Consider the following 18794-nt stretch of genomic DNA (forward strand, 5'->3'; position numbering starts at 1 on the left):
TCGCACCTGCCTCGTCGCAGGTCGTGGGGTGGGTGGGCGTGCGGTGCCCGGGGCGTCAGCCCTTGACCGATCCGATGAGCGCGCCCTTGACGAAGAACCGCTGGACGAACGGGTAGACGATCAGCATCGGCAGGGTCGCGATGAAGATGACCGCCATCTTGACCGACTGTGCCGGCGGCACGACGTCCACCGCGCTCTCGTCGGCGTTCATACCGCTCGCGACGATGACGATCTGGCGCAGCAGCACCTGGATCGGCCACTTCGTGGAGTCGTTGATGTAGAGGATCGCGTTCTGGTACGTGTTCCAGTAGAAGACGGCGTAGAAGAGGCCGATGGTGGCGATCGACGCCAGCGCCAGCGGCAGCACGATCCGCACGAACACGCCCAGGTCGGAGCAGCCGTCGATCCTCGCGGCCTCCTCCAGGCTGTCCGGGATGCCCTGGAAGAAGCTGCGCATGATCACGAAGTTGAACGCGTTGATGGCCACCGGGAGGATCAGCGACCACAGCGAGTCGATGAGCCCGAGGCTGTTCACCACGATGAACGTGGGGATCATGCCGCCGCTGAAGAGCATCGTGAACACCACGAGGAAGTTGATGACCCGGCGGCCCCGGAGGTACCGCTTCGACAGCGCGTACGCCATGAGCGACGTCAGCAGCAGGCTGACGAACGTGCCGACGGCGGTGACGAACACCGAGACGCCCATGGCCCGGAAGATCGTCGACGTCGACAGGATGTACCGGTAGGCGTCCAGCGAGAACGTCTGCGGGATCAGCACGAACGGGCGGGTCGCGAGCTCGCCCGGCGTCGCGAGCGAGCTGCCCAGCACGTTGACGAACGGCAGCACGCAGATCAGCGCGAAGCCGGTCAGGACGATCACGTTCACCACGCGGAAGACGCGCTGCCCCGTGGTGGGGCGGTGGATCCGGCTCGGCTCGCGGGTGGCGCGGTCCGCTCGCGGCGCTGCGAGGGTCTTGCTCATGAGGTGCTCCCGGTCTCGGACGTGGGGTCGGGCGTCTGGCCGACGGTCGGGTCGGGCCGCCGCAGGGCGAACAGACCCGCGGCGACGAAGAAGAGGAAAGCGATCGGGTACAGCACGAGCTGGCTGCCGAACAGGCACACGAGCCCGGCCCCGAGGAACCACCAGCCGGTGGAGCGGCGGACGGGGCGGCGGCGCGCGACGTAGATCCCGGCCGCGGAGACGAGCAGCACGACGACGAGCGTGAGGCCGAACCAGGCGGCCAGCGTGCGGGCGGCGTCGTAGGCGTCGGCGGACGCGACCGCGACGCCCGCGTCCGTCATCGCGGGGTACAGGGTGTCGAGGAACGCCTGCTCGTCGGTCCGGTTCATCACGAGCGCGAAGCCGCCGAGGAACACCGCCGAGGCGACCATGCCCACGACCGCGAGCCACGTCTCTGCGGTGCGGCGGATCGTGGGCACGGCGTCCGCACGGGCCCGCACCGCACCGGCGCGCACGCCCTGCCCGTGGTCACGCATCGAGACGGTCGCCATCGACCCTCACCTCCGTCAGCCGCAGCGTGGGGCTCTCCTCGACGACGACGCCGGGCCCCTCGCAGCCCTCGATGCGCACACGCGAGAGGTCGGAGTCGACGACGAAGCCGAGGTGGAGGCCCGCCCGCCGCATCTCGGGGACGCCGTCCGCCATCGCGGGGACGCCGGGGACGGCGTCGGCGGCGTAGGAGATCGTGATGTCGTCGAGCGTGACGTCCGTCAGCGGCTGCTCGGGCAGCCCGTAGAGGTGCCCGGCGGCGGCGTGCACGTCGCGCGCCGTGATGTGCGCCAGGTGGATGCGGCGGAAGACCGGCGTCGTGTCGCCCACCGGGTGCGGGTTGCGGTCGGCGACGTGCGGCTCCTTGCCGTCCGGCCCGCAGAAGTAGTAGGGGTTGATCACGAACGGGGTCATCACACCCCGCATCACGACGTTCGTCACCCGGACGTCCTCGACCACCCCGCCGCGACCGCGTCGCGCCTTGATGCGGATGCCGCGGTCGGTGCCCTCGAAGACGCAGTTGCTGATGACGACGTCGCGCACCCCGCCGCTCATCTCCGAGCCGATGACGACACCGCCGTGGCCGTGCACCATCGTGCAGTTGGTAATGGCGATGTTCTCGCAAGGGATGCGCTCGGGGTCGTGCTCGGTGCCGGCCTTGATGACGACACAGTCGTCGCCGACGTCGATGTGGCAGTCGCTGATCCGCACGTTGCGGCACGACTCGGGGTCGATCCCGTCGGTGTTGGGCGAGTCCGGCGGGTTGACGATGACGACGTTCGTGATGGTGACGCCGTCGCACCGCAGGGGGTGCACCGTCCAGCTCGGCGAGTTGGTCAGCCGCACGTCGCGGATCGTGACCCGCTCGCAGTCGTGCAGGCCCACCAGCGTGGGCCGGGGGTGGGCCAGCGACGCCCGGTCGTTCCGGAACGTGTCCCACCAAGGGGCGCCGCCGCCGTCGATCGTGCCGAACCCGGTGATCGCCACGTCCGTCTCCCCCGCCGCGTACAGGCACGGGGAGTGGATCGTGGCCGGGGCACCCTCCCAGCGGGCGTCGACCGGCGGGTACAGCGCCGGGTCGGGCACGAACTGGAGCACGGCGCCCGCCTCGAGGTGCAGCTCCACGTGCGAGCGCAGGCGCAACGCCCCGGTGCGGTGGGTGCCGGCGGGCACGACCACGGTGCCGCCGCCCGTCGCCGCGGCGTCGTCGATCGCGGCCTGCAGGGTGGCCGTGGCCAGGGTGTCGTCGAGGGTGTGCACGTGTCGCCTCTCGGGTCGGTCGGGTCCGCCGGTCGAGCTTGTCGAGACCGCTACGGGTCCCGACAAGCTCGACCGGCGGGTCGGCGGGGAAGGTCAGCCGTTCACCTTGGCGTACGCCGCGGTGTACTCCTCGATGATCTGGTCGAGGCCCTGGCTGCGGAGCCCTTCGATCACGGCGTCGTAGTCGGCCATCTCGATCTGCCCGGTGATGTACTGGTTGTAGGCGTCGTTCACCTGCTCCTCGATGGTCGACCACTGCCGGTCGAACGTGTCCGAGGACAGCGACTGGGCCGGGTTGATGACGACGTCGGGCTCCTGCTCCGCCATCTTCTCGTTCGCCTCGTCGACGTACGGCGACGTGCTCTTGTACATCACGACCTTCTCCGACGGCCGCGAGGACGCGTACGGCTGCACCTCCTGCTCCCAGGCGGTCTGGTCGGTGATCGTCACGACGCCGTCGCCGTCGATCGTGTAGTGCGTGTCCTCGACGCCGTTGGTCATGAGGCCGAAGGCCTCCTCGTCCATCAGCTTGTCGATGAAGGTCAGCACCTTCTTCAGCTCGGCCTCGGACTTCACCTCGTTCTTGGGGAAGGCGAGCCAGCCGCCCATGCCGCCGCCCGTGTCCGTGAGGATGCGGTGGTCGACGTCGGCGGTCTTCATGTCGTTGACCAGCGCCCACTTCATGGGGGTCTTCGGGTTCGCGCTCTCGGCGAGGGCCTGGTAGTTCTTCGCCTCGAACAGGCCGGTGACGACGATGCCGCCCTTGCCCTGCGCGATGGCGTCCTGCTGGTTCGTCTTCTGCACGGTGACGAACTCCTGGTTCACGGCGCCCTTCTCGTACACGCCGCGGTACCACTCCATCGCCTCCTTGAAGGCGTCGGTGGTGAACGCGGGCACGACCTGGCCGTCGCCGGTGACCTCGAACTTGTCCCCGGCGCCGAAGTAGCCGGTGAGCGACCGGAAGCCGACCAGGAAGCTCTCCTCCCGGTCGATGAACCCGGTGGTGTCGTCCTTGCCGTTGCCGTCCGGGTCCTGCGTGGCGAACGCCTCGGCGACCTTGGTCAGGTCCTCGATCGTGTGCGGGGTCTCGAGGCCGAGCTTGTCCAGCCAGTCCTGGCGGACCAGCACGCCGTAGCGCGCCTTGATCTTCTGGAACGGCACGCCGTAGAGCTTGCCGTCCAGCTTCGCCGCCTCGAGCGTCTCGGGGTCGATCTTCGCGAGGTTCGGATAGTCGGCCAGATACTTCTCGACGTCCCAGAACTGGCCGGAACCGAGCGCCTGGCGCACCTGCGTGCTGTCGCCCATCGTGAGGGAGACGATGTCGGCGAGCTTGCCCGACGCCAGGGCGGAGTTGATCTTCTCCTCCTTCGAGGCGTCCGGCACCCACTGCATGTCGAACTCCTGGCCGGTGTACTCCTCGAGGGCCGACTCGATGACGCCGTCCTTCTCCGGCGTCGTCGGCGTGTGGAGCATCGCCATCCAGCTGATGGGGCCGTCGTCGACCTCGGCCTCCTCGCCGGATCCCCCGTTGCCGCAGGCGGTCAGGGCGAGGGCGGCGACCGCCGCCACCGCCGCGCCCTTGACGAACATGCCTGTCCTCATGGTGTGACTCCTTCGTGTCATGCCACCTGCTCCGTCGCAGGTGCGTCGATGGAACTGCGGTGCGGCGCGAGGGTGCCCGGCTGCTCCGGGGCCTGCGCCAGGGGACGGAAGACGATGCGGGTGACGACGCCGACCGCGCAGGCCGGGATCCCCACCCCGAAGAGGACGAGGAGCGGCGACGCGAACTGCCACAGCAACCACCCGGTGAGGGCGACGGCGGTGGAGCCGAGGATCGTCCAGTGCAGCGAGCCGAAGCCGATCAGCAGTGCGCTCGCGAGCTGCCGGTGAACCGGTGCGACGTCTGTCGCGACCATCACCGGGAACACGTACGCGGCGGCGACGCCGAGGACCACGAGCGCGACGACGTTCAGCGCCTGCACGGTCCAGCTGGAGGCGCCGAAGACGTTGGTGACGATGACGGCGCCCGCGCCCGCGAGGATCCAGCTGACGACCATCGCGCGCCACGGCTGCTCCCGGACGCCGGCCACGAAGGTCCGCGCGACCGGCGGTGTCTCCCCGCGCCGGAACCAGCCGTCCACGTACCGCGCGAGGGAGTACGACGCCGGGCCGGCGCCGAACAGGCCGAGCCCGAGGACGGTCGTCGCGATCCAGAGCACGTTGAGGTAGGCGAACCGGTACACGCCGGTCAGGAACGTGTTGATCCGGACGAAGCCCTCGAAGGAGAACATCAGTAGACGCCCTCTTCGCCGAACCTCTTCGCGAGGCGGTTCGCCATGATCACCAGGACCAGGCCGACCAGGCCCTTGAAGAGCCCCACCGCGGCGGCGTAGCTGAGCTGCCCGTTCTCGATACCCGTCGTGTACACGTAGGTGTCGAAGATGTCGCCCACCGAGCGGTTGAGCGAGTTCATCACCAGGAACATGTGCTCGAAACCGAGCTCCAGGAAGTCGCCGATGGCGAGGATGAACATCACGATGATGGTGGGCCGGATGGCCGGGAGCGTGATGTGCCAGGTCTGGCGCATCCGCCCGGCGCCGTCGAGCTCCGCGGCCTCGTAGAGCTGCGTGTCCACCGCCGTCATCGCGGCGAGGTAGACGATGGTGCCCCAGCCGGCGCCCTTCCAGATCTCCTGCCCCACGTACAGCGGCCGGAGCCAGTCCGGGTCGGTGAGGAACGGGATCGGCTGGCCGCCCCACTCGACGATGAGGTTGTTGACCGCCCCGCCGTCGGTCGAGAGCAGCACGTAGAAGATCGACGCCACGATGACCCACGACATGAAGTGCGGCAGGTAGATGACCGTCTGCACGCTGCGCTGGAAGACCTTGGTGCGGACCTCGTTGAGCAGCAGCGCCAGGATGATCGGCACCGGGAACGCGAAGACCAGCAGCAGCAGCGAGATCACCACGGTGTTGCGCAGCAGCACCAGGAACGTGTCCTCGGTGAAGAACCGCACGAAGTGGTCGAAGCCGACCCACGGGCTGCCGCCGATGCCGAGGAACGGCATGTAGTCCTGGAACGCGATGACCAGGCCACCCATGGGCGCGTACTTGAAGGCCAGGAAGTACAGGATCCCCGGCACGGCCATGAGGTAGAGCGCCTTGTGCTTCCACAGCGCCGACGCCCGCTTCCGGCGCGGGCGCGACGGCGTGGCAGAGCCGGTCGTCGGCGTCGTCGGTGCCGCGGTCTCCGCGGCGGTGACCGCGCTCATCGCGCGAGCCCCTCGTCGTTCATCACAACCACCATTGGCGTGCCCCTCTGCTCTTCCTCGAGCTGTCCGCGCTCCTGGTGAAACGCGCCGGTAACCGGTTTCTCGGAAACGTACCGGACAGGTACGCCCAACGGCAAGCGCCTTCCACAGATCGGTGTCGAGATCGTGACGTGACGGCCTGCTCCCCCGGCCGGAGGAGGCGGTTCACCCGTGCCGGGGAGGCGCCGGAGCGGGCCGCTCGCGGAGGCTCGAGGCCATGGACACCACACGCTCCCCCGGCACCGGCCTCGCGCGCACCGGCGGCTTCCTCCTGGTCGCCGTCTCCCTGCTGCACCTCCTCGCCACCACCATGAGGCACTGGCCCAGGTGGCTCGCCGGCGAGCTCCGCGACAGGTCCGCGAGCGCCGAGTCCGTGGCCGTCTTCTGGTCCCAGCCGGCCGGGTTCGGCGTGGCCACGCTGCTCCTGGGGCTGCTCGCGGTCGGCGCCGCGCGGCGCGGCGCGCTGCTGCCCGGCTACGTCGCGTGGGCGCTGCTCGCCTGGGTGGCGCTGTGCATCGCGCTCGTCGGGCCGGGGAGCGGGTTCACCCTCGTCCTCGTGCCCGTCGCGCTGCTGGTCGTGGCCGACCTGCGCGGTCGGCGCGCGGCCCGTCGGACGGCAGCGCCCGACCGCGTCGCCGTCAGCGGGTGAGGTCGCGCCCCGGCGTCGGGCGGTAGGTCAGCACGCGGTGACGCAGGCCGCCCGGGCCGGACGACGTCGCCCACGCGCCGGTCCCTCCGGAGCCCGCCGAAGGGTCGTCGTCGACCTCCCACAAGCCGCCGTCGATGTCGGGGGCGAACGCGTCGCCCTCGACGTCGAGGTCGATCTCGGTGACGACGAGGCGGTCGGCGAGCGGAAGTGTCGCGGCGTAGACCTCGCCGCCGCCCATCACCCACACCTCGTCCCCGCCGGGGGCGGCGGCGGCGAGCGCCAGCGCCTCGTCGACGGACGCGGCCACCACCGGTCCGGTCCCCCCTGAGCTTGTCGAAGGGTCCGACCAGCCGGGGCGCCGCGTCACGACCACGTTGGTCCGCCCGGGCAGGGGCCGGCGCGGCAGCGACTCCCAGGTGCGGCGGCCCATGACCACGGGGTGGCCGGCGGTGGTCGCCTTGAAGTGCGCGAAGTCCTCGGGGACGCGCCAGGGGATGGTGCCGGCGGCGCCGATGACGGGCCGGCCCGCGGCGTCGCGCGCCTGGGCCCAGATCAGTCCGATCACGTCAGCTCGACCGCGCCGTCAGACGGCGACCGGGGCCTTGATGCCCGGGTGGTGCTGGTAGCCGAGCACCTCGATGTCCTCGTACGTGTAGTCGAGGATCGAGTCGCGCGGCGCGAGGCGCAGGGTCGGGTAGGGGTACGGGTCGCGCTCCAGCTGGGTGCGCACCTGCGCGGTGTGGTTGTCGTAGACGTGGCAGTCGCCGCCGGTCCAGACGAAGTCGCCCACCTCGAGCCCGGTCTGCGCGGCGACCATGTGGGTGAGCAGCGCGTACGAGGCGATGTTGAACGGCACGCCCAGGAACAGGTCGGCGGAGCGCTGGTACAGCTGGCAGCTGAGCTTCCCGTCGGCCACGTAGAACTGGAAGAGCAGGTGACAGGGCGGCAGCGCCATGTCGGCCAGCTCGGCCACGTTCCAGGCGCTGACGATGAGGCGGCGCGAGTCCGGGTTGACCTTGATCTGGTCGATCACGCCCGCGATCTGGTCCACGTGCTGGCCGTCCGGGGTCGGCCACGATCGCCACTGGACGCCGTACACCGGCCCGAGCTCGCCCTCCGGGGAGGCCCACTCGTCCCAGATCGTCACGCCGTGCTCCTGCAGCCAGCGCACGTTGGAGTCCCCGCGCAGGAACCACAGCAGCTCGTATGCGATCGACTTGAGGTGCACCCGCTTCGTCGTGACCAGCGGGAAGCCCTGCTGCAGGTCGTACCGCAGCTGGCGGCCGAACACGCTGCGCGTGCCCGTCCCGGTGCGGTCCTCCTTGTGCGTGCCGTGCTCCAGCACGTCGCGCAGGAGGTCCTCGTAGGGGGTGGGGATCGCGGCCATGCGGCCACCCTACGACCCTGCCGACGCCCGCGACGCGAGACGCGACGCGGTCGCCGCGCCGACGTCTCCGACGTCACACCCGGCGGCTGTCACGGAGCGGCACGCCGCGTGGTCGACGTGGTGAGAGCGCTCGACGGGCGCGGCACAGGAGGCAATGATGCGACGCATCGTGATCGTCGGTGGTGGCTACGCGGGCTTCACGGCGGCCCGTGAGCTGGAGAAGCGCCTGCGACGGGAGCTGCGGCGGGGCGAGGTCGAGCTGGTCATGGTCGACCCGCGCCCGTACATGACCTACCAGCCGTTCCTGCCGGAGGTGCTGGCGGGGTCGGTCGAGGCCCGGCACGCGGCGGTGTCGCACCGTCGTCACCTGCGCCGCACGCGCCTGGTGGACGGGTCCGTGACGCGGGTCGACCACGCGGACCGTGCGGTCGTCGTGCGGCCCCGGTCGGGCGCCCCGTATCGCCTGCGCTACGACGTCGTGGTGGTCACCGCGGGCGCGGTGACGCGCGTCTTCCCGGTACCCGGCGTCGCGGAGCACGCCATCGGGATGAAGCACGTCGAGGAGGCGGTGGCCATCCGCGACCGGCTGCTGACGTCGTTCGACCGGGCGGCGAGCCTGCCGCGCGGTCCGGAGCGGGAGCGGCTGCTCACGGTGACGTTCGTCGGCGGCGGGTTCTCCGGCGTCGAGGGTTTCGCCGAGCTGTTGTCGCTCGCGCACGACCTGCTCCCCCGCTACCCGGAGATCGACGCCGCCGAGCTGCGGTTCCACCTCGTCGAGGTCGGCGACCGCATCCTGCCGGAGGTGACGGAGCGCCCCGGCCGCTGGGTGGTGCGGCAGCTGGAGCGGCGCGGCGCGCACGTGCACCTCGGCACCGCGCTCACGTCCGCCGCGGGCGGCGTCGTGACCCTCTCGAGCGGCGAGTCGTTCGCGTCGGGCCTGCTCGTGTGGACCGCGGGCAACGCCGCGAACCCCGTGGTCGCGACGCACACCGACCTGCCGGTCGACACCCGCGGGTACGTCGTCGTGCGCCCCGACCTGCGGGTGGGCACCGACGACACGCCGGTGGACGACGCGTGGGCCGCCGGCGACGGCGCCGCCGTGCCCGACCTCGCGGTGCCGCGGCCCGGCGCCCTCGCCGTGCCGAACGCGCAGCACGCCGTCCGGCAGGGGCGACGCCTGGCGCGCAACCTCGCCGCGAGCCTCCGCGGCCGCCGGACCCGCCCGTACGTGCACGGCAGCCTCGGCGTGGTCGCGACCCTCGGTCTCGGTTCCGGGATCTTCCAGTTCCACCGGCTCGTGGTCCGGGGCCGGCTCGCGTGGCTGATGCACCGCGGGTACCACGTGCTCGCCATCCCGACCTGGGAGCGCAAGGCGCGCGTCCTCGCGGTGTGGCTGACCGCTGCCGGGTTCGGGCGCGACGTCGTCTCCCTGGCCTCGGTGCAGACGCCGCGCGCCGCGTTCGCCGAGGCGACCGCGCCCGGCGACGCCAGGACGGAGGAGGCTCAGGACGCCGCGGCGTAGCGCGCCAGCTTGTCCGGGTTGACCTGGACGAACACGTGCTCGACCCGCCCGGCGGCGATGTCGAGCGCCACGAGCGCGAACGGGGCGCCGTCGACGTCCACGACGATCGCGGGCAGCCCGTTCGCCTCCACCACCCGCACGGCGCCGGCGTTCCAGTACTTGCGCCACACGTTGTCGAGGAAGAGCGCCACCCGCGCCAGGCCGACGAGCTCGACGCGCGACGCGTGCACCCGCCCGCCGCCGTCCGGCCGCGCGACGACGTCGTCGGCCAGGTAGCGCTCGAAGCGGGCGAGGTCGCCCTCGTGGGCGGCGGCCACGAGCTCGTCGAGCAGACGCCCGTGCTCGCCCGGGTCGACGGGCACGGCCTCACGCGTGCCGAGCCGGTCGCGGGCCCGCCGCGCGAGCTGCCGGGCGTGCGCCTCGGTGAGGTCGAGGATGTCCGCGATCCGGCGGTAGGGGTAGCCGAACGCCTCCCGCAACACGTAGACCGCGCGCTCCAGAGGGCTGAGCCGCTCCATGAGCAGCAGCGTCGCCAGCTCGAGGGCCTCCGCCCGCTCCGCGCCGAGCGCCGGGTCGCCGGAGGTGTCGACCGGCTCGGGGAGCCACGGCCCCACATAGGTCTCGCGCCGGGCGCGGGCCGACGTCGCCGCGGTGATCGCCAGGCGCGTCGTCACGGTGGTGGGGAACGCCGCCGGGTTCCGCACAACGGCGCGGTCGGTGCCCTGCCACCGGATCCAGGCGTCCTGCACCACGTCCTCCGCCTCCGCCACGCCGCCGAGCATGCGGTAGGCGATGCCGAACAGCTGCGGCCGCACCGCGAGGAACGCGTCGAGCGCCCCGGCGTCCTCGGTCTCGTCGAGGACGTGGGGGCGCTCCGGCGCGGGCTGGGGCGTCGTCATGCGGTCAACGTACGCGCGCCCCGCACCGCGCGGCAGGGGTCGGCCGGGTGACGCGGCCGGTCATGTCGTGGCGCTCCCCGCGACGAAGTCCGCGAACGTCACCGCGCCGAGCCGGGCGTCCCCCTGCGGCACGATCGAGTCCTGGGCGAGCACCGCCCCGAAGTACGGGGCGGCAGGGTCCGCCGCCACCTCGCGGGGGTCGCCGGCGATGGCGCCGCGAATGAACTCGTCGAACCGGACCCGGTCCGGGCCGGCGACGTCGTACGCGCCGTCGCGCGGCTCCCCCATGGCCGCCTCGGCCACGAACCGCGCGACGTCCGCCGAGGCGATCGGCTGGAACGCGACCGGCGGGATGCGCACCGTCCCGTCGATGGCGGCACCGTCGGCGATCCGCGGTGCGAACTCGAAGAACTGCGTGGCCCGCACCACGGTCCACGGGACGCCCCCGTCGCGCACCAGCTCCTCCTGCGCCACCTTGGCCCGCAGATACCCCGAGTCGGGGTTGCGGTCGGCCCCGACGATCGACAGGACCACGTGGTGCCGCACGCCGGCCCGCTTCTCCGCGTCGAGCAGCGTGCGCGTCGACGCGGTGAAGAAGTGCAGCACGTCGTCCGGGGCGAACGACGGCGAGTTGGACACGTCGACGACGACGTCCGCCCCGTCGAGCGCGGCATCCACCCCCTCGCCGGTCAGGGTGTCCACACCGGTGCTGGGCGCGGCCGCGGCGGCCTCGTGCCCAGCCTGCGTGAGCAGCGCGATGACCTGCGTCCCGATCAGTCCCGTCCCACCGACGACCACGATCTTCATGAGCCTGTCCTCTCTGCGGCGCGCGGCCCCGGCGGCCGCCCGACACCCTCTCGACCATGGCCACGCGCGTTCCGTGACAGGGCACGGGTGTGACGCCCGCCACCGTGCGCCGCCCGGCGCAGGTCGTGGAATCGAGCAGCCCGCTCGCACGTTCTCCCCGGAACGTCCCGGACTCCCCGGGCCGAGCAGTGGGAGGATCGCCTCATGACGGAGCAGAGCACCACGACCGAGACCGCCGCCGGCCGCGAGACCGACACCGCGGCCCCCGTGACGCCGTCGCCCACCGACCCGCTGTGGGTGGAGCGCACCGGGACCCGGACGTACCGCGGGCACTCCGCCCGCGGCGCGAGCGTGGAGGTCGGCCCTGTCGAGGCCGGCGCCGTGTTCACGCCGGGCGAGCTGCTCAAGATCGCGCTCGCGGCGTGCGCGGGCATGAGCAGCGACACGAAGTTCGCCCGCGTGCTCGGCGACGCCTACGAGGCCGTGATCCGCGTCGAGGACGCGAAGGACATGGACGAGGACCGCTACCCGGTGCTCACCGAGCGGTTCGAGATCGACCTGTCCGGTCTCGACGACGCGACGCGGAACAAGACCCTGCTCCTCGCGCAGCGCTCCATCGACCGCGCCTGCACGGTGGGCCGCACGCTCAAGGCCGGCGCCCTGGTGCCGCCGGCGGTGTTCGAGCAGCCGGCGGACGCCGACGGCGCGGAGGACGCCGCGTCGTGAACGCATCCGACGGGGACCACGGCACGGGTGGCGACACGCGCCCGGGCGACGACGCGAGGCCGGACGAGGTCGTCCGGCGCGACGACGCCCACGACGTCGCCGAGCCCCAGGACCCGGCCACGCGCCGCGCGGAGTGGGCGCAGTACCGCTCGACACCGGTGCTGGACGCGCTGCTCGACAAGGCGGTGACGATCCCGTCGGCGGCGATCCACAAGCACGTGGACCGGCTGCGGGCGCGCAACCCCGAGGCCGACCCGGCAGGCATCGTGCGGATCCTGGAGAAGGAGTACCTCACGCTGCTCACCACGGCCGGCGGGGCCGTCGGCGCGGCGGCCGCGGCGCCCTCGGTCGGGACGGCCGCGGCGACTGCCCTCACCACGGGCGACGTGGCGACGTTCTTCGCCTCGTCGGCGGCGTTCGCGCTGGCCGTCGCCGACGTGCACGGCATCGAGATCGACGACGTCCCGCGCCGGCGCGCGCTGCTCCTGGCCACCGTGCTGGGCGACCGTGGCGCGAAGGACGTGGAGAACGCGATCGGCGGCTCCTCGGTGGCCTGGGGCAAGGTGCTGCTCACGTCCATGCCGCAGACCACGATCAAGCGGGTCAACAACACTCTCGCCCGCCAGTTCCTCAAGCGGCAGGTCGCCAAGCAGGGGTCGCTCGCGCTGGGCCGCCTGCTGCCGTTCGGCGTGGGGTTCGTGGTGGGCATCGCCGGTGGCCGGGCGCTGGGCCACGGGGTCGTCGCGCAGTCCCGGCGCGCGTTCGGCCCGCCGCCCGAGCACTTCCCGCGCGTCGTGGAGGCAGTGCTCGAGCCGGGCGCCGACGTCCCCGAGCTGCGGGTGCTCGAGTCCCCCCGGCGCACCTCGCCGAGCCGGTGGCTGCCCCGCCGCAAGGGCCGCGACGGCGGTGCCCGACCCGGGGACGACCCGCAGTGACGTCGTCGCGCCGCGCCCGTCGCGTGGAGGTGGCCCGGATCGTGCCGGTGGACGCGTCGGTCGCGTTCGCCTGGGTGGCGGACCTGCGCACGCACCCGCGGTGGATCGTGGCGACCCGTCTCGAGGGCACCGCCGGGCGCGGCCCCGAGCTGGGCGACCGCTACACGATGGCGAGCGGCCCGGGCGCGCGACGCGCCCCCGGCAGCGGGCTGGGCCGCCTGGTGGTCATGGACAGCATGGTGGTGGAGCAGCTCGAGCGGCCGTCCACGGCCGCCGCGCGGGTGGGCCGCACCCGGCTGCGCAAGCTGGGCCCGGTGCTGCTCGGCGACGCCGGGTTCGACGTCGTGCCCCTCGACGAGCGGCGCTGCCGCGTCGTGTGGTGGGAGGAGGCCTACCTCGCCGGCCCGCTCCCCCGCGCCGTCACCGACCCCCTGGTCGGGCTCGCCCTGCGCGGGTTCATGCAGCTCTCGCTGGGACGCCTCGCCCAGGCCCTCGCGCGGCGCTCCTGACCGGCGATACCGACCGGCACGCCGGCCGGTCGACTGGCCCGTGGGACATGCTGCCGCCCGTCCGGGACGGCCGGTAAGGTCCGTGGGGTGAGCACCGAGGGTTCCTCCACGCCGTCGTCCACCACCCCGTCCGCCGGGGCGGCCGATCTCGCCGCCAGGCTCGACGACCTGCGCCGCGCGTACGCGGACCTGCAGGCCCGCGGCCTGAAGCTCGACCTCACGCGCGGCAAGCCGTCCGCCGAGCAGCTCGACCTCTCCGAGGCGCTGCTGGCCCTGCCCGGCGCGGGCACGCACACGGCCGAGGACGGCTCGGACACGCGCAACTACGGCGGGCTGGCGGGGCTGCCCGAGCTCCGCCGGATCTTCGCCGAGCTGCTCGGGGTGCCGGTCGACCAGCTCCTCGCCCAGGGCAACGCGTCGCTCACCCTCATGTACGACACGGTGGTGCAGGCGCTGCTGTTCGGCGTGCCGGGCTCGGAGCGGCCGTGGTCGCGCGAGGAGCAGATCACGTTCGTCTGCCCGGTGCCCGGGTACGACCGGCACTTCGCCATCTGCGAGGAGCTGGGCATCCGCATGGTCACCGTGCCCATGACCCCGGACGGCCCCGACGCCGAGGCCGTGGCGGCGCTCGTCGCCGACGACCCGACGGTCAAGGGCCTGTGGGTCGTGCCCACGTACGCCAACCCGGACGGCTCGGTGGTCTCCGAGGCCGTCGCGCGTCGCCTCGTCTCGATGCCCGCTGCGGCGCCCGACTTCCGCATCTTCTGGGACAACGCCTACGCCGTGCACCACCTCACGGAGCACGAGGCCAAGTCCGCGAACGCGCTCGACCTCGCCGCCGAGGCCGGCCACCCCGACCGCGTGCTGATGTACGCGTCCACCTCGAAGATCACGTTCGCCGGCTCCGGCGTCGCGTTCTTCGCGTCCTCGCCCGCGAACGTCTCCTGGTTCACGAAGCACCTCGGCATCCGGTCCATCGGCCCGGACAAGATCAACCACCTGCGGCACGCGACGTTCTTCGGCGACGCCGAGGGCGTACGCAACCACATGCGCAAGCACCGCGAGATCCTCGCGCCGAAGTTCCGCGCCGTCGTCGACATCCTCGACGAGCGCCTGGGCGACTCGGGCGTCGCCACGTGGACGCGGCCCGACGGCGGGTACTTCGTCTCCGTCGACGTCGTGCCCGGTACGGCGGCGCGCGTGGTGCAGCTCGCCAAGGAGGCCGGGATCGCCCTGACCCCCGCGGGCGCCACGTTCCCCTACCACCAGGACCCGGACGACCGGAACCTGCGGCTCGCCCCGACCATGCCGCCGCTGGACGAGGTGCGGGTCGCGATGGACGGCGTCGCCACCTGCATCCTGCTCGCCGCGGCGGAGGCCACCGCGTCCTGACCCCCGGCCTCCACGTCGTCGATGTGACCGTGGCCTCGTCGCGCGCCGGGACGGGGCCACGGTCACACCCGCAACGTGCGGAAACACAAGATCTTCGCGCTTCCTCACAGGGCGGGTCACGACCGCCCGCTGCGACCTGCACACGCCCGGCCTAGGCTGCTGGGGACGCCCGCGGCAGACGCCGGAGCCCGCGGCGCGCGGCCCTCGTGCCGGCGGGTGCGGCGGGCGTCGGACCGACGACCCCGACCTGGACGCGACCCTCCGTGACCTCTTCCCCCCGCCCCTCCGCCCCGAGCGACCCGGACGACGACGCGCACGACGACGCGCAGGCCGCCCCCGCCAAGACCCGGCTCTCGCTCACCCAGATCGTGGCGAGCGCGCTCGCCGCGGTCAGCGCCACCGTGCTGATGTCGTTCTTCGGCGTCGCGGGGACGATCATCGGTGCGGGCCTCGCGAGCGTCATCACGGTCATCGGCAACTTCCTCTACACGCGCTCGATCGAGAAGACCCACGAGCAGCTCAAGCCCGTGGTCACCAAGGTCGTGGCCCGCACCGGCCCGGGGACAACCCGCTCGCGCACCGCCGCGATGCGGGTCGCCGGCACGGCCACGACGGCGCGCGGGACCGTCGTCAGCACGTCGGACACCGCCCTCCTCGACGGCACGGACGGCACCGAGGGCGCAGTCGGCCTGGGCACGGTGCCGGCAGCCGCCGGCGACGCGCCGACCGTCGAGCGCAGGCCCGTGAGCGAGGCGCGCGCCGGCGCCGGGACCTCTGCGACACCGCCGAACGGTGTCACCACGCCGCTCGACGCGACGCAGCCCCTGGGCGCCGAGCCCCCCGCCGACGGCGCCGGCACGGCGTCCGACGAGGACCCGGCCCCCGACAGCGACGACGAGCCCGAGCCCCGCAACGCTTGGCTGCGCTTCGTCGAGAAGCACGGCACCGGCAAGGTGCTCGCCATGACGGCGGCCGGCCTGTTCGTCGTCGTCATGGGTGTGGTGCTGGTCGTCGAGCTCGTCATCGGCAAGCCGCTCTCCGACGCCGTCCGCGGCCAGGAGGGCTCCGGCACCAGCATCAGCCGCAGCTCCACCGACTCCGACGACTCCACCACGGTGCCCACGCCCACCAGCCCCGCCGAGGACCCGACGAACGTGCCCGGGGACGGCACCGGCGGCTCGGACGACGACTCCACCACCGGGACCACCGACGGGAGCACCGACCGGCCGACCGACGGCTCCACGCCCGACAGCACCACCGGCACGGACTCCGGGACGGACACGCCGACGGACGGCTCCACCGACGGCACGACCGGCGACGGCACGGACGGGAGCGACAACACCGACGGCTCGACCGGCGGCAGCACCGGCGACGGCACCGACACCGGGGACGGCACCGACACCGGCACCAGCGGCGACACCGGGACCGACACGGGGTCGGGCGGCGGCACGGACACCGGGGCAGAGACGGGCTCCGGCACCACCGACCCCGACGCAGAGCAGGGCTCCGGGTCGTCCGGCGGCGCCGCCCAGGAGGACCCGAGCAGCACCGCGACGCCGACCCCGGCGTCCTGAGCCGCCCGGAAGGCCGAACCCGAACATCGGACCGAACCACCGGACGAACACGAAGAGGCGGTCGCTCCCGAGGGAGCGACCGCCTCTTCGGCGCGTGCGGGAGGGTCAGCGGCCGAGCACGGCCTTGAGGAACTCCTGCGTGCGCTCGTGCGTCGGGTTGGTGAACATCGTCTCCGGGTCGGCCTCCTCGACGATCTTCCCGTGGTCGAACATCAGCACGCGGTTCGACACCTCGCGGGCGAACTGCATCTCGTGCGTCACGAGCAGCATCGTGATGTCCGTGGTGTTGGCGATCTCGCGGAGCACGCCGAGCACGTCGGCCACGATCTCCGGGTCGAGCGCCGAGGTCACCTCGTCGAGCAGCAGGATCTCCGGGTCCATCGCCAGCGCGCGGGCGATGGCCACACGCTGCTGCTGGCCGCCGGACAGCTGGTTCGTCTTGAAGTCCCGCTTCTCGGACATGCCGACCTGCTCGAGGAGCTGCTCGGCACGCTCGACGGCGTCCTTCTTCGACTTGCCGAGCACGTGGATGGGCGCCTCGGTGATGTTCTCCAGCACCGTCATGTTCGGGAACAGGTTGAACTGCTGGAACACCATCCCCACCCGCTTGCGCACCAGGCGTCGGCGCTTCTCCGGGATCTCGACCCACCTGTCGCCCTTGTACTCGTGCGTGTAGGGGTCGCCGTCGATGAGGATGAGGCCGCCGTTCGCCTCCTCGAGGGTCATCAGCAGGCGCAGGATCGTCGTCTTGCCGGAGCCCGACGGGCCGATCAGCGTCACGCGGTCGCCCTGCGCGACGCTGAAGTTCAGCTTGTCGAGCACGACGTTGTCGCCGAAGCGCTTGACGACGTCCTTGAACTCGATGGCGGGGGTGCCGTTCGAGGCGGTGGTCATGGTCTGGCTCCCTGCGGAGGTCGTCGGGTCAGGCAAAGCGGATCTCCATCCGTCGCACCAGCAGCGACGTCGGGTAGCTCACGATGAGGAAGAGCAGTCCCACCATCGTCAGCGCCTCGATGTACGAGAACGTGTTGGCGCCGAAGTTCAGGGCGGCCGAGTACATCTCGACGACGGTGATCGCGAAGAGGAACGGCGTCTCCTTGAACATCGAGACGGCGTAGTTCCCCAGGCCGGGCAGGGTCTTGCGGATCGCCTGCGGCAGGATGATCGCGAACCAAGTCCGCCCCTTCGGCAGGTTGAGCGCCGTGGCGGCCTCCCACTGTCCCGGGGGCACGGCCTCGATCCCCGCCCGGTACACCTCGGACATGTACGTGGCGTAGTGCACGCCGAGCACGCCGAACCCGATGACGAGCGGCGGCACGTCGACCAGCAGCAGCCAGGCGAAGACGAGCTGCACCAGCAGCGGCGTCATCCGGATGAAGTCGACGACGAGCCGCAACGGCCCGCGCACCCACCGCGTCGGCGCACGCATGGCCAGGGCGATGAGCAGCCCCAGGATCGAGGCGATCACCATGCCCACGACCGTCGCCTCGATGGTGATCACCAGGCCGCGCAGCAGGCTGGGCAGGACCTCCCAGGCCTTCTCCCAGCTCCAGATGCCTTCCTCGTTCATGCCACACCCCCCTTCACGCGGGCGATCTCGGTCGGGACGCCCGGCTTGAGGCCGAACACGTCACGCAGGCGCGGGCGCGTGCCGCGGCCGAGCCGGCGCTTGGCCCGCTCCTCGGCCCAGTTCATCCCCCAGGTCAGGACGTAGGCGATCACGAAGTAGATGACGAGCCCGACGCCGTAGCTGAAGAACGTGTCGCGGGTGTCCCGCTGCAGGTTGTCGATCCACCAGAAGACGTCGTGCAGCGTGATGTAGAACGCCAGCGCCGAGCCCTTGAGGAGCTGGATCAGCAGGTTCGCCAACTGCGGGATCATCAGCGCCCACGCCTGCGGGAAGACCACGCGGCGCACCTTGTGGAACCAACCGAGGTTGAGGGCCGTCGCGGCCTCCCACTGAGCGGTCGGCACCGACTCGATGGAGCCGCGCACCACCTCGGCGGCGTACGCGCCGTAGTTGAGGCCGAGCGCCACGATGGCGACGGCGAGCGCCTCCATCTTGAAGCCGAACTGCGGCAGCACGTAGAAGATCCAGAAGATCTGGACCACCAGCGACGTGCCGCGGAAGAACTCGATGACGACCCGGGACGGCCCGCGCACCCACAGCGAACGGGTGCGCGCGCCGAAGCCCAGCACGAGCGCGACGACCATCGCAAGGACGGCGCCGCCGAGCGTCATCTCGAGGGTGACGAGGACCGCGTCGCCAAGGCTGGGGAGGCGGTCGACCAGTGCCTGAAGATCATCTGACATG

At 72.1% G+C, this 18794-nt stretch carries 20 protein-coding genes; 7 read left to right on the forward strand and 13 right to left on the reverse strand.

The window, feature by feature from the left end:
• Window positions 1-55: 55 nt before the first annotated feature.
• From B5Y66_RS02600 to B5Y66_RS02625, 6 genes are all read right to left on the reverse strand, one after another.
• Entirely contained in the window at window positions 56-982 is a 927-nt protein-coding gene (locus B5Y66_RS02600; protein WP_079570527.1) for a carbohydrate ABC transporter permease, read from the reverse strand.
• Window positions 979-1512 (reverse strand): hypothetical protein, encoded by a 534-nt coding sequence (locus tag B5Y66_RS02605; RefSeq protein ID WP_079570529.1) that lies wholly within the window; start codon window positions 1510-1512, stop codon window positions 979-981. Before B5Y66_RS02605 ends, B5Y66_RS02600 begins: the two co-directional genes overlap by 4 nt.
• A complete protein-coding gene (locus B5Y66_RS02610; RefSeq protein WP_079570532.1) occupies window positions 1490-2770 on the reverse strand; it encodes a glycoside hydrolase family 28 protein in 1281 nt (426 codons plus the stop codon). Before B5Y66_RS02610 ends, B5Y66_RS02605 begins: the two co-directional genes overlap by 23 nt.
• 93 nt (window positions 2771-2863) lie before the next feature.
• Window positions 2864-4372 (reverse strand): extracellular solute-binding protein, encoded by a 1509-nt coding sequence (locus tag B5Y66_RS02615; RefSeq protein WP_079570535.1) that lies wholly within the window; start codon window positions 4370-4372, stop codon window positions 2864-2866.
• A 17-nt stretch (window positions 4373-4389) separates the two neighbouring features.
• Window positions 4390-5061, reverse strand: a complete 672-nt coding sequence (locus tag B5Y66_RS02620) for a YesL family protein (RefSeq protein WP_079570538.1) — start codon at window positions 5059-5061, stop codon at window positions 4390-4392.
• A complete protein-coding gene (locus B5Y66_RS02625) occupies window positions 5061-6041 on the reverse strand; it encodes an ABC transporter permease (protein WP_079570541.1) in 981 nt (326 codons plus the stop codon). The genes B5Y66_RS02620 and B5Y66_RS02625 overlap by 1 nt, the downstream gene beginning before the upstream one ends.
• A gap of 256 nt (window positions 6042-6297) precedes the next feature.
• On the opposite strand from B5Y66_RS02625, the gene B5Y66_RS02630 reads away from it, so the two are divergent.
• Window positions 6298-6729 (forward strand): DUF6463 family protein, encoded by a 432-nt coding sequence (locus tag B5Y66_RS02630; RefSeq protein ID WP_079570543.1) that lies wholly within the window; start codon window positions 6298-6300, stop codon window positions 6727-6729.
• On the opposite strand, the gene B5Y66_RS02635 is transcribed toward B5Y66_RS02630, so the two are convergent.
• The gene (locus B5Y66_RS02635) at window positions 6719-7294 is read right to left on the reverse strand and encodes a dihydrofolate reductase (RefSeq protein ID WP_079570546.1); all 576 of its coding nucleotides are present in this window, start codon (window positions 7292-7294) and stop codon (window positions 6719-6721) included. The genes B5Y66_RS02630 and B5Y66_RS02635 overlap by 11 nt on opposite strands.
• Before the next feature lie 18 nt (window positions 7295-7312).
• On the reverse strand, window positions 7313-8116 hold the full coding sequence (locus B5Y66_RS02640; protein WP_079570549.1) for a thymidylate synthase: 804 nt from the start codon (window positions 8114-8116) through the stop codon (window positions 7313-7315).
• Window positions 8117-8273: 157 nt separating this feature from the next.
• Between B5Y66_RS02640 and B5Y66_RS02645 the strand changes: the two genes are divergently transcribed.
• Window positions 8274-9638, forward strand: coding sequence for an NAD(P)/FAD-dependent oxidoreductase (locus B5Y66_RS02645; RefSeq protein ID WP_079571720.1), 1365 nt, complete (start codon window positions 8274-8276; stop codon window positions 9636-9638).
• On the opposite strand, the gene sigJ is transcribed toward B5Y66_RS02645, so the two are convergent.
• Window positions 9620-10537, reverse strand: coding sequence for an RNA polymerase sigma factor SigJ (gene sigJ, locus B5Y66_RS02650; RefSeq protein WP_079570552.1), 918 nt, complete (start codon window positions 10535-10537; stop codon window positions 9620-9622). The two genes, B5Y66_RS02645 and sigJ, sit on opposite strands and share 19 nt — an antisense overlap.
• Window positions 10538-10597: 60 nt before the next feature.
• Complete coding sequence (locus B5Y66_RS02655; RefSeq protein ID WP_079570555.1) at window positions 10598-11344, reverse strand: SDR family oxidoreductase; 747 nt, start codon at window positions 11342-11344, stop codon at window positions 10598-10600.
• Window positions 11345-11548: 204 nt separating this feature from the next.
• On the opposite strand from B5Y66_RS02655, the gene B5Y66_RS02660 reads away from it, so the two are divergent.
• The 5 genes from B5Y66_RS02660 (at window position 11549) to B5Y66_RS02680 (ending at window position 16480) form a co-directional block, all read left to right on the forward strand.
• Complete coding sequence (locus tag B5Y66_RS02660) at window positions 11549-12070, forward strand: OsmC family protein (RefSeq protein WP_079570558.1); 522 nt, start codon at window positions 11549-11551, stop codon at window positions 12068-12070.
• On the forward strand, window positions 12067-13005 hold the full coding sequence (locus B5Y66_RS02665; protein WP_245806882.1) for a hypothetical protein: 939 nt from the start codon (window positions 12067-12069) through the stop codon (window positions 13003-13005). Before B5Y66_RS02660 ends, B5Y66_RS02665 begins: the two co-directional genes overlap by 4 nt.
• Entirely contained in the window at window positions 13002-13514 is a 513-nt protein-coding gene (locus B5Y66_RS02670; protein ID WP_176168757.1) for an SRPBCC family protein, read from the forward strand. The genes B5Y66_RS02665 and B5Y66_RS02670 overlap by 4 nt, the downstream gene beginning before the upstream one ends.
• Window positions 13515-13601: 87 nt before the next feature.
• On the forward strand, window positions 13602-14906 hold the full coding sequence (locus B5Y66_RS02675) for an aminotransferase class I/II-fold pyridoxal phosphate-dependent enzyme (protein ID WP_079570564.1): 1305 nt from the start codon (window positions 13602-13604) through the stop codon (window positions 14904-14906).
• Between the two features lie 263 nt (window positions 14907-15169).
• Window positions 15170-16480: a hypothetical protein gene (locus B5Y66_RS02680; protein ID WP_079570566.1), complete on the forward strand. Its 1311-nt coding sequence runs from the start codon at window positions 15170-15172 to the stop codon at window positions 16478-16480.
• 105 nt (window positions 16481-16585) lie between these two features.
• Here the strand turns inward: B5Y66_RS02680 and ehuA are convergent, their stop codons facing one another.
• The 3 genes from ehuA to B5Y66_RS02695 are packed head-to-tail and all read right to left on the reverse strand — an operon-like array spanning window position 16586 to window position 18793.
• On the reverse strand, window positions 16586-17374 hold the full coding sequence (gene ehuA, locus B5Y66_RS02685) for an ectoine/hydroxyectoine ABC transporter ATP-binding protein EhuA (RefSeq protein WP_079570569.1): 789 nt from the start codon (window positions 17372-17374) through the stop codon (window positions 16586-16588).
• A 28-nt stretch (window positions 17375-17402) separates the two neighbouring features.
• Window positions 17403-18050 carry an ectoine/hydroxyectoine ABC transporter permease subunit EhuD gene (ehuD, locus tag B5Y66_RS02690; protein ID WP_079570572.1) on the reverse strand — a complete coding sequence of 216 codons (648 nt, stop codon included), beginning with the start codon at window positions 18048-18050 and terminating at the stop codon, window positions 17403-17405.
• Entirely contained in the window at window positions 18047-18793 is a 747-nt protein-coding gene (locus tag B5Y66_RS02695) for an amino acid ABC transporter permease (protein ID WP_079570575.1), read from the reverse strand. The genes ehuD and B5Y66_RS02695 overlap by 4 nt, the downstream gene beginning before the upstream one ends.
• Window position 18794: the final 1 nt, after the last annotated feature.

This window comes from Krasilnikoviella flava, assembly GCF_900167525.1.
GTDB lineage: Bacteria > Actinomycetota > Actinomycetes > Actinomycetales > Cellulomonadaceae > Isoptericola > Isoptericola flavus.

What these genes read in the sequence shown, in the direction of transcription:
- B5Y66_RS02615 (WP_079570535.1), bottom strand. Translation starts at nt 4,372, where the DNA reads ATGAGGACAGGCATGTTCGTCAAGGGCGCGGCGGTGGCGGCGGTCGCC.
- sigJ (WP_079570552.1), bottom strand. Translation starts at nt 10,537, where the DNA reads ATGACGACGCCCCAGCCCGCGCCGGAGCGCCCCCACGTCCTCGACGAG.
- B5Y66_RS02625 (WP_079570541.1), bottom strand. Translation starts at nt 6,041, where the DNA reads ATGAGCGCGGTCACCGCCGCGGAGACCGCGGCACCGACGACGCCGACG.
- B5Y66_RS02620 (WP_079570538.1), bottom strand. Translation starts at nt 5,061, where the DNA reads ATGTTCTCCTTCGAGGGCTTCGTCCGGATCAACACGTTCCTGACCGGC.
- B5Y66_RS02605 (WP_079570529.1), bottom strand. Translation starts at nt 1,512, where the DNA reads ATGGCGACCGTCTCGATGCGTGACCACGGGCAGGGCGTGCGCGCCGGT.
- ehuA (WP_079570569.1), bottom strand. Translation starts at nt 17,374, where the DNA reads ATGACCACCGCCTCGAACGGCACCCCCGCCATCGAGTTCAAGGACGTC.
- B5Y66_RS02645 (WP_079571720.1), top strand. Translation starts at nt 8,274, where the DNA reads ATGCGACGCATCGTGATCGTCGGTGGTGGCTACGCGGGCTTCACGGCG.
- ehuD (WP_079570572.1), bottom strand. Translation starts at nt 18,050, where the DNA reads ATGAACGAGGAAGGCATCTGGAGCTGGGAGAAGGCCTGGGAGGTCCTG.
- B5Y66_RS02660 (WP_079570558.1), top strand. Translation starts at nt 11,549, where the DNA reads ATGACGGAGCAGAGCACCACGACCGAGACCGCCGCCGGCCGCGAGACC.
- B5Y66_RS02640 (WP_079570549.1), bottom strand. Translation starts at nt 8,116, where the DNA reads ATGGCCGCGATCCCCACCCCCTACGAGGACCTCCTGCGCGACGTGCTG.
- B5Y66_RS02695 (WP_079570575.1), bottom strand. Translation starts at nt 18,793, where the DNA reads ATGTCAGATGATCTTCAGGCACTGGTCGACCGCCTCCCCAGCCTTGGC.
- B5Y66_RS02655 (WP_079570555.1), bottom strand. Translation starts at nt 11,344, where the DNA reads ATGAAGATCGTGGTCGTCGGTGGGACGGGACTGATCGGGACGCAGGTC.
- B5Y66_RS02600 (WP_079570527.1), bottom strand. Translation starts at nt 982, where the DNA reads ATGAGCAAGACCCTCGCAGCGCCGCGAGCGGACCGCGCCACCCGCGAG.
- B5Y66_RS02630 (WP_079570543.1), top strand. Translation starts at nt 6,298, where the DNA reads ATGGACACCACACGCTCCCCCGGCACCGGCCTCGCGCGCACCGGCGGC.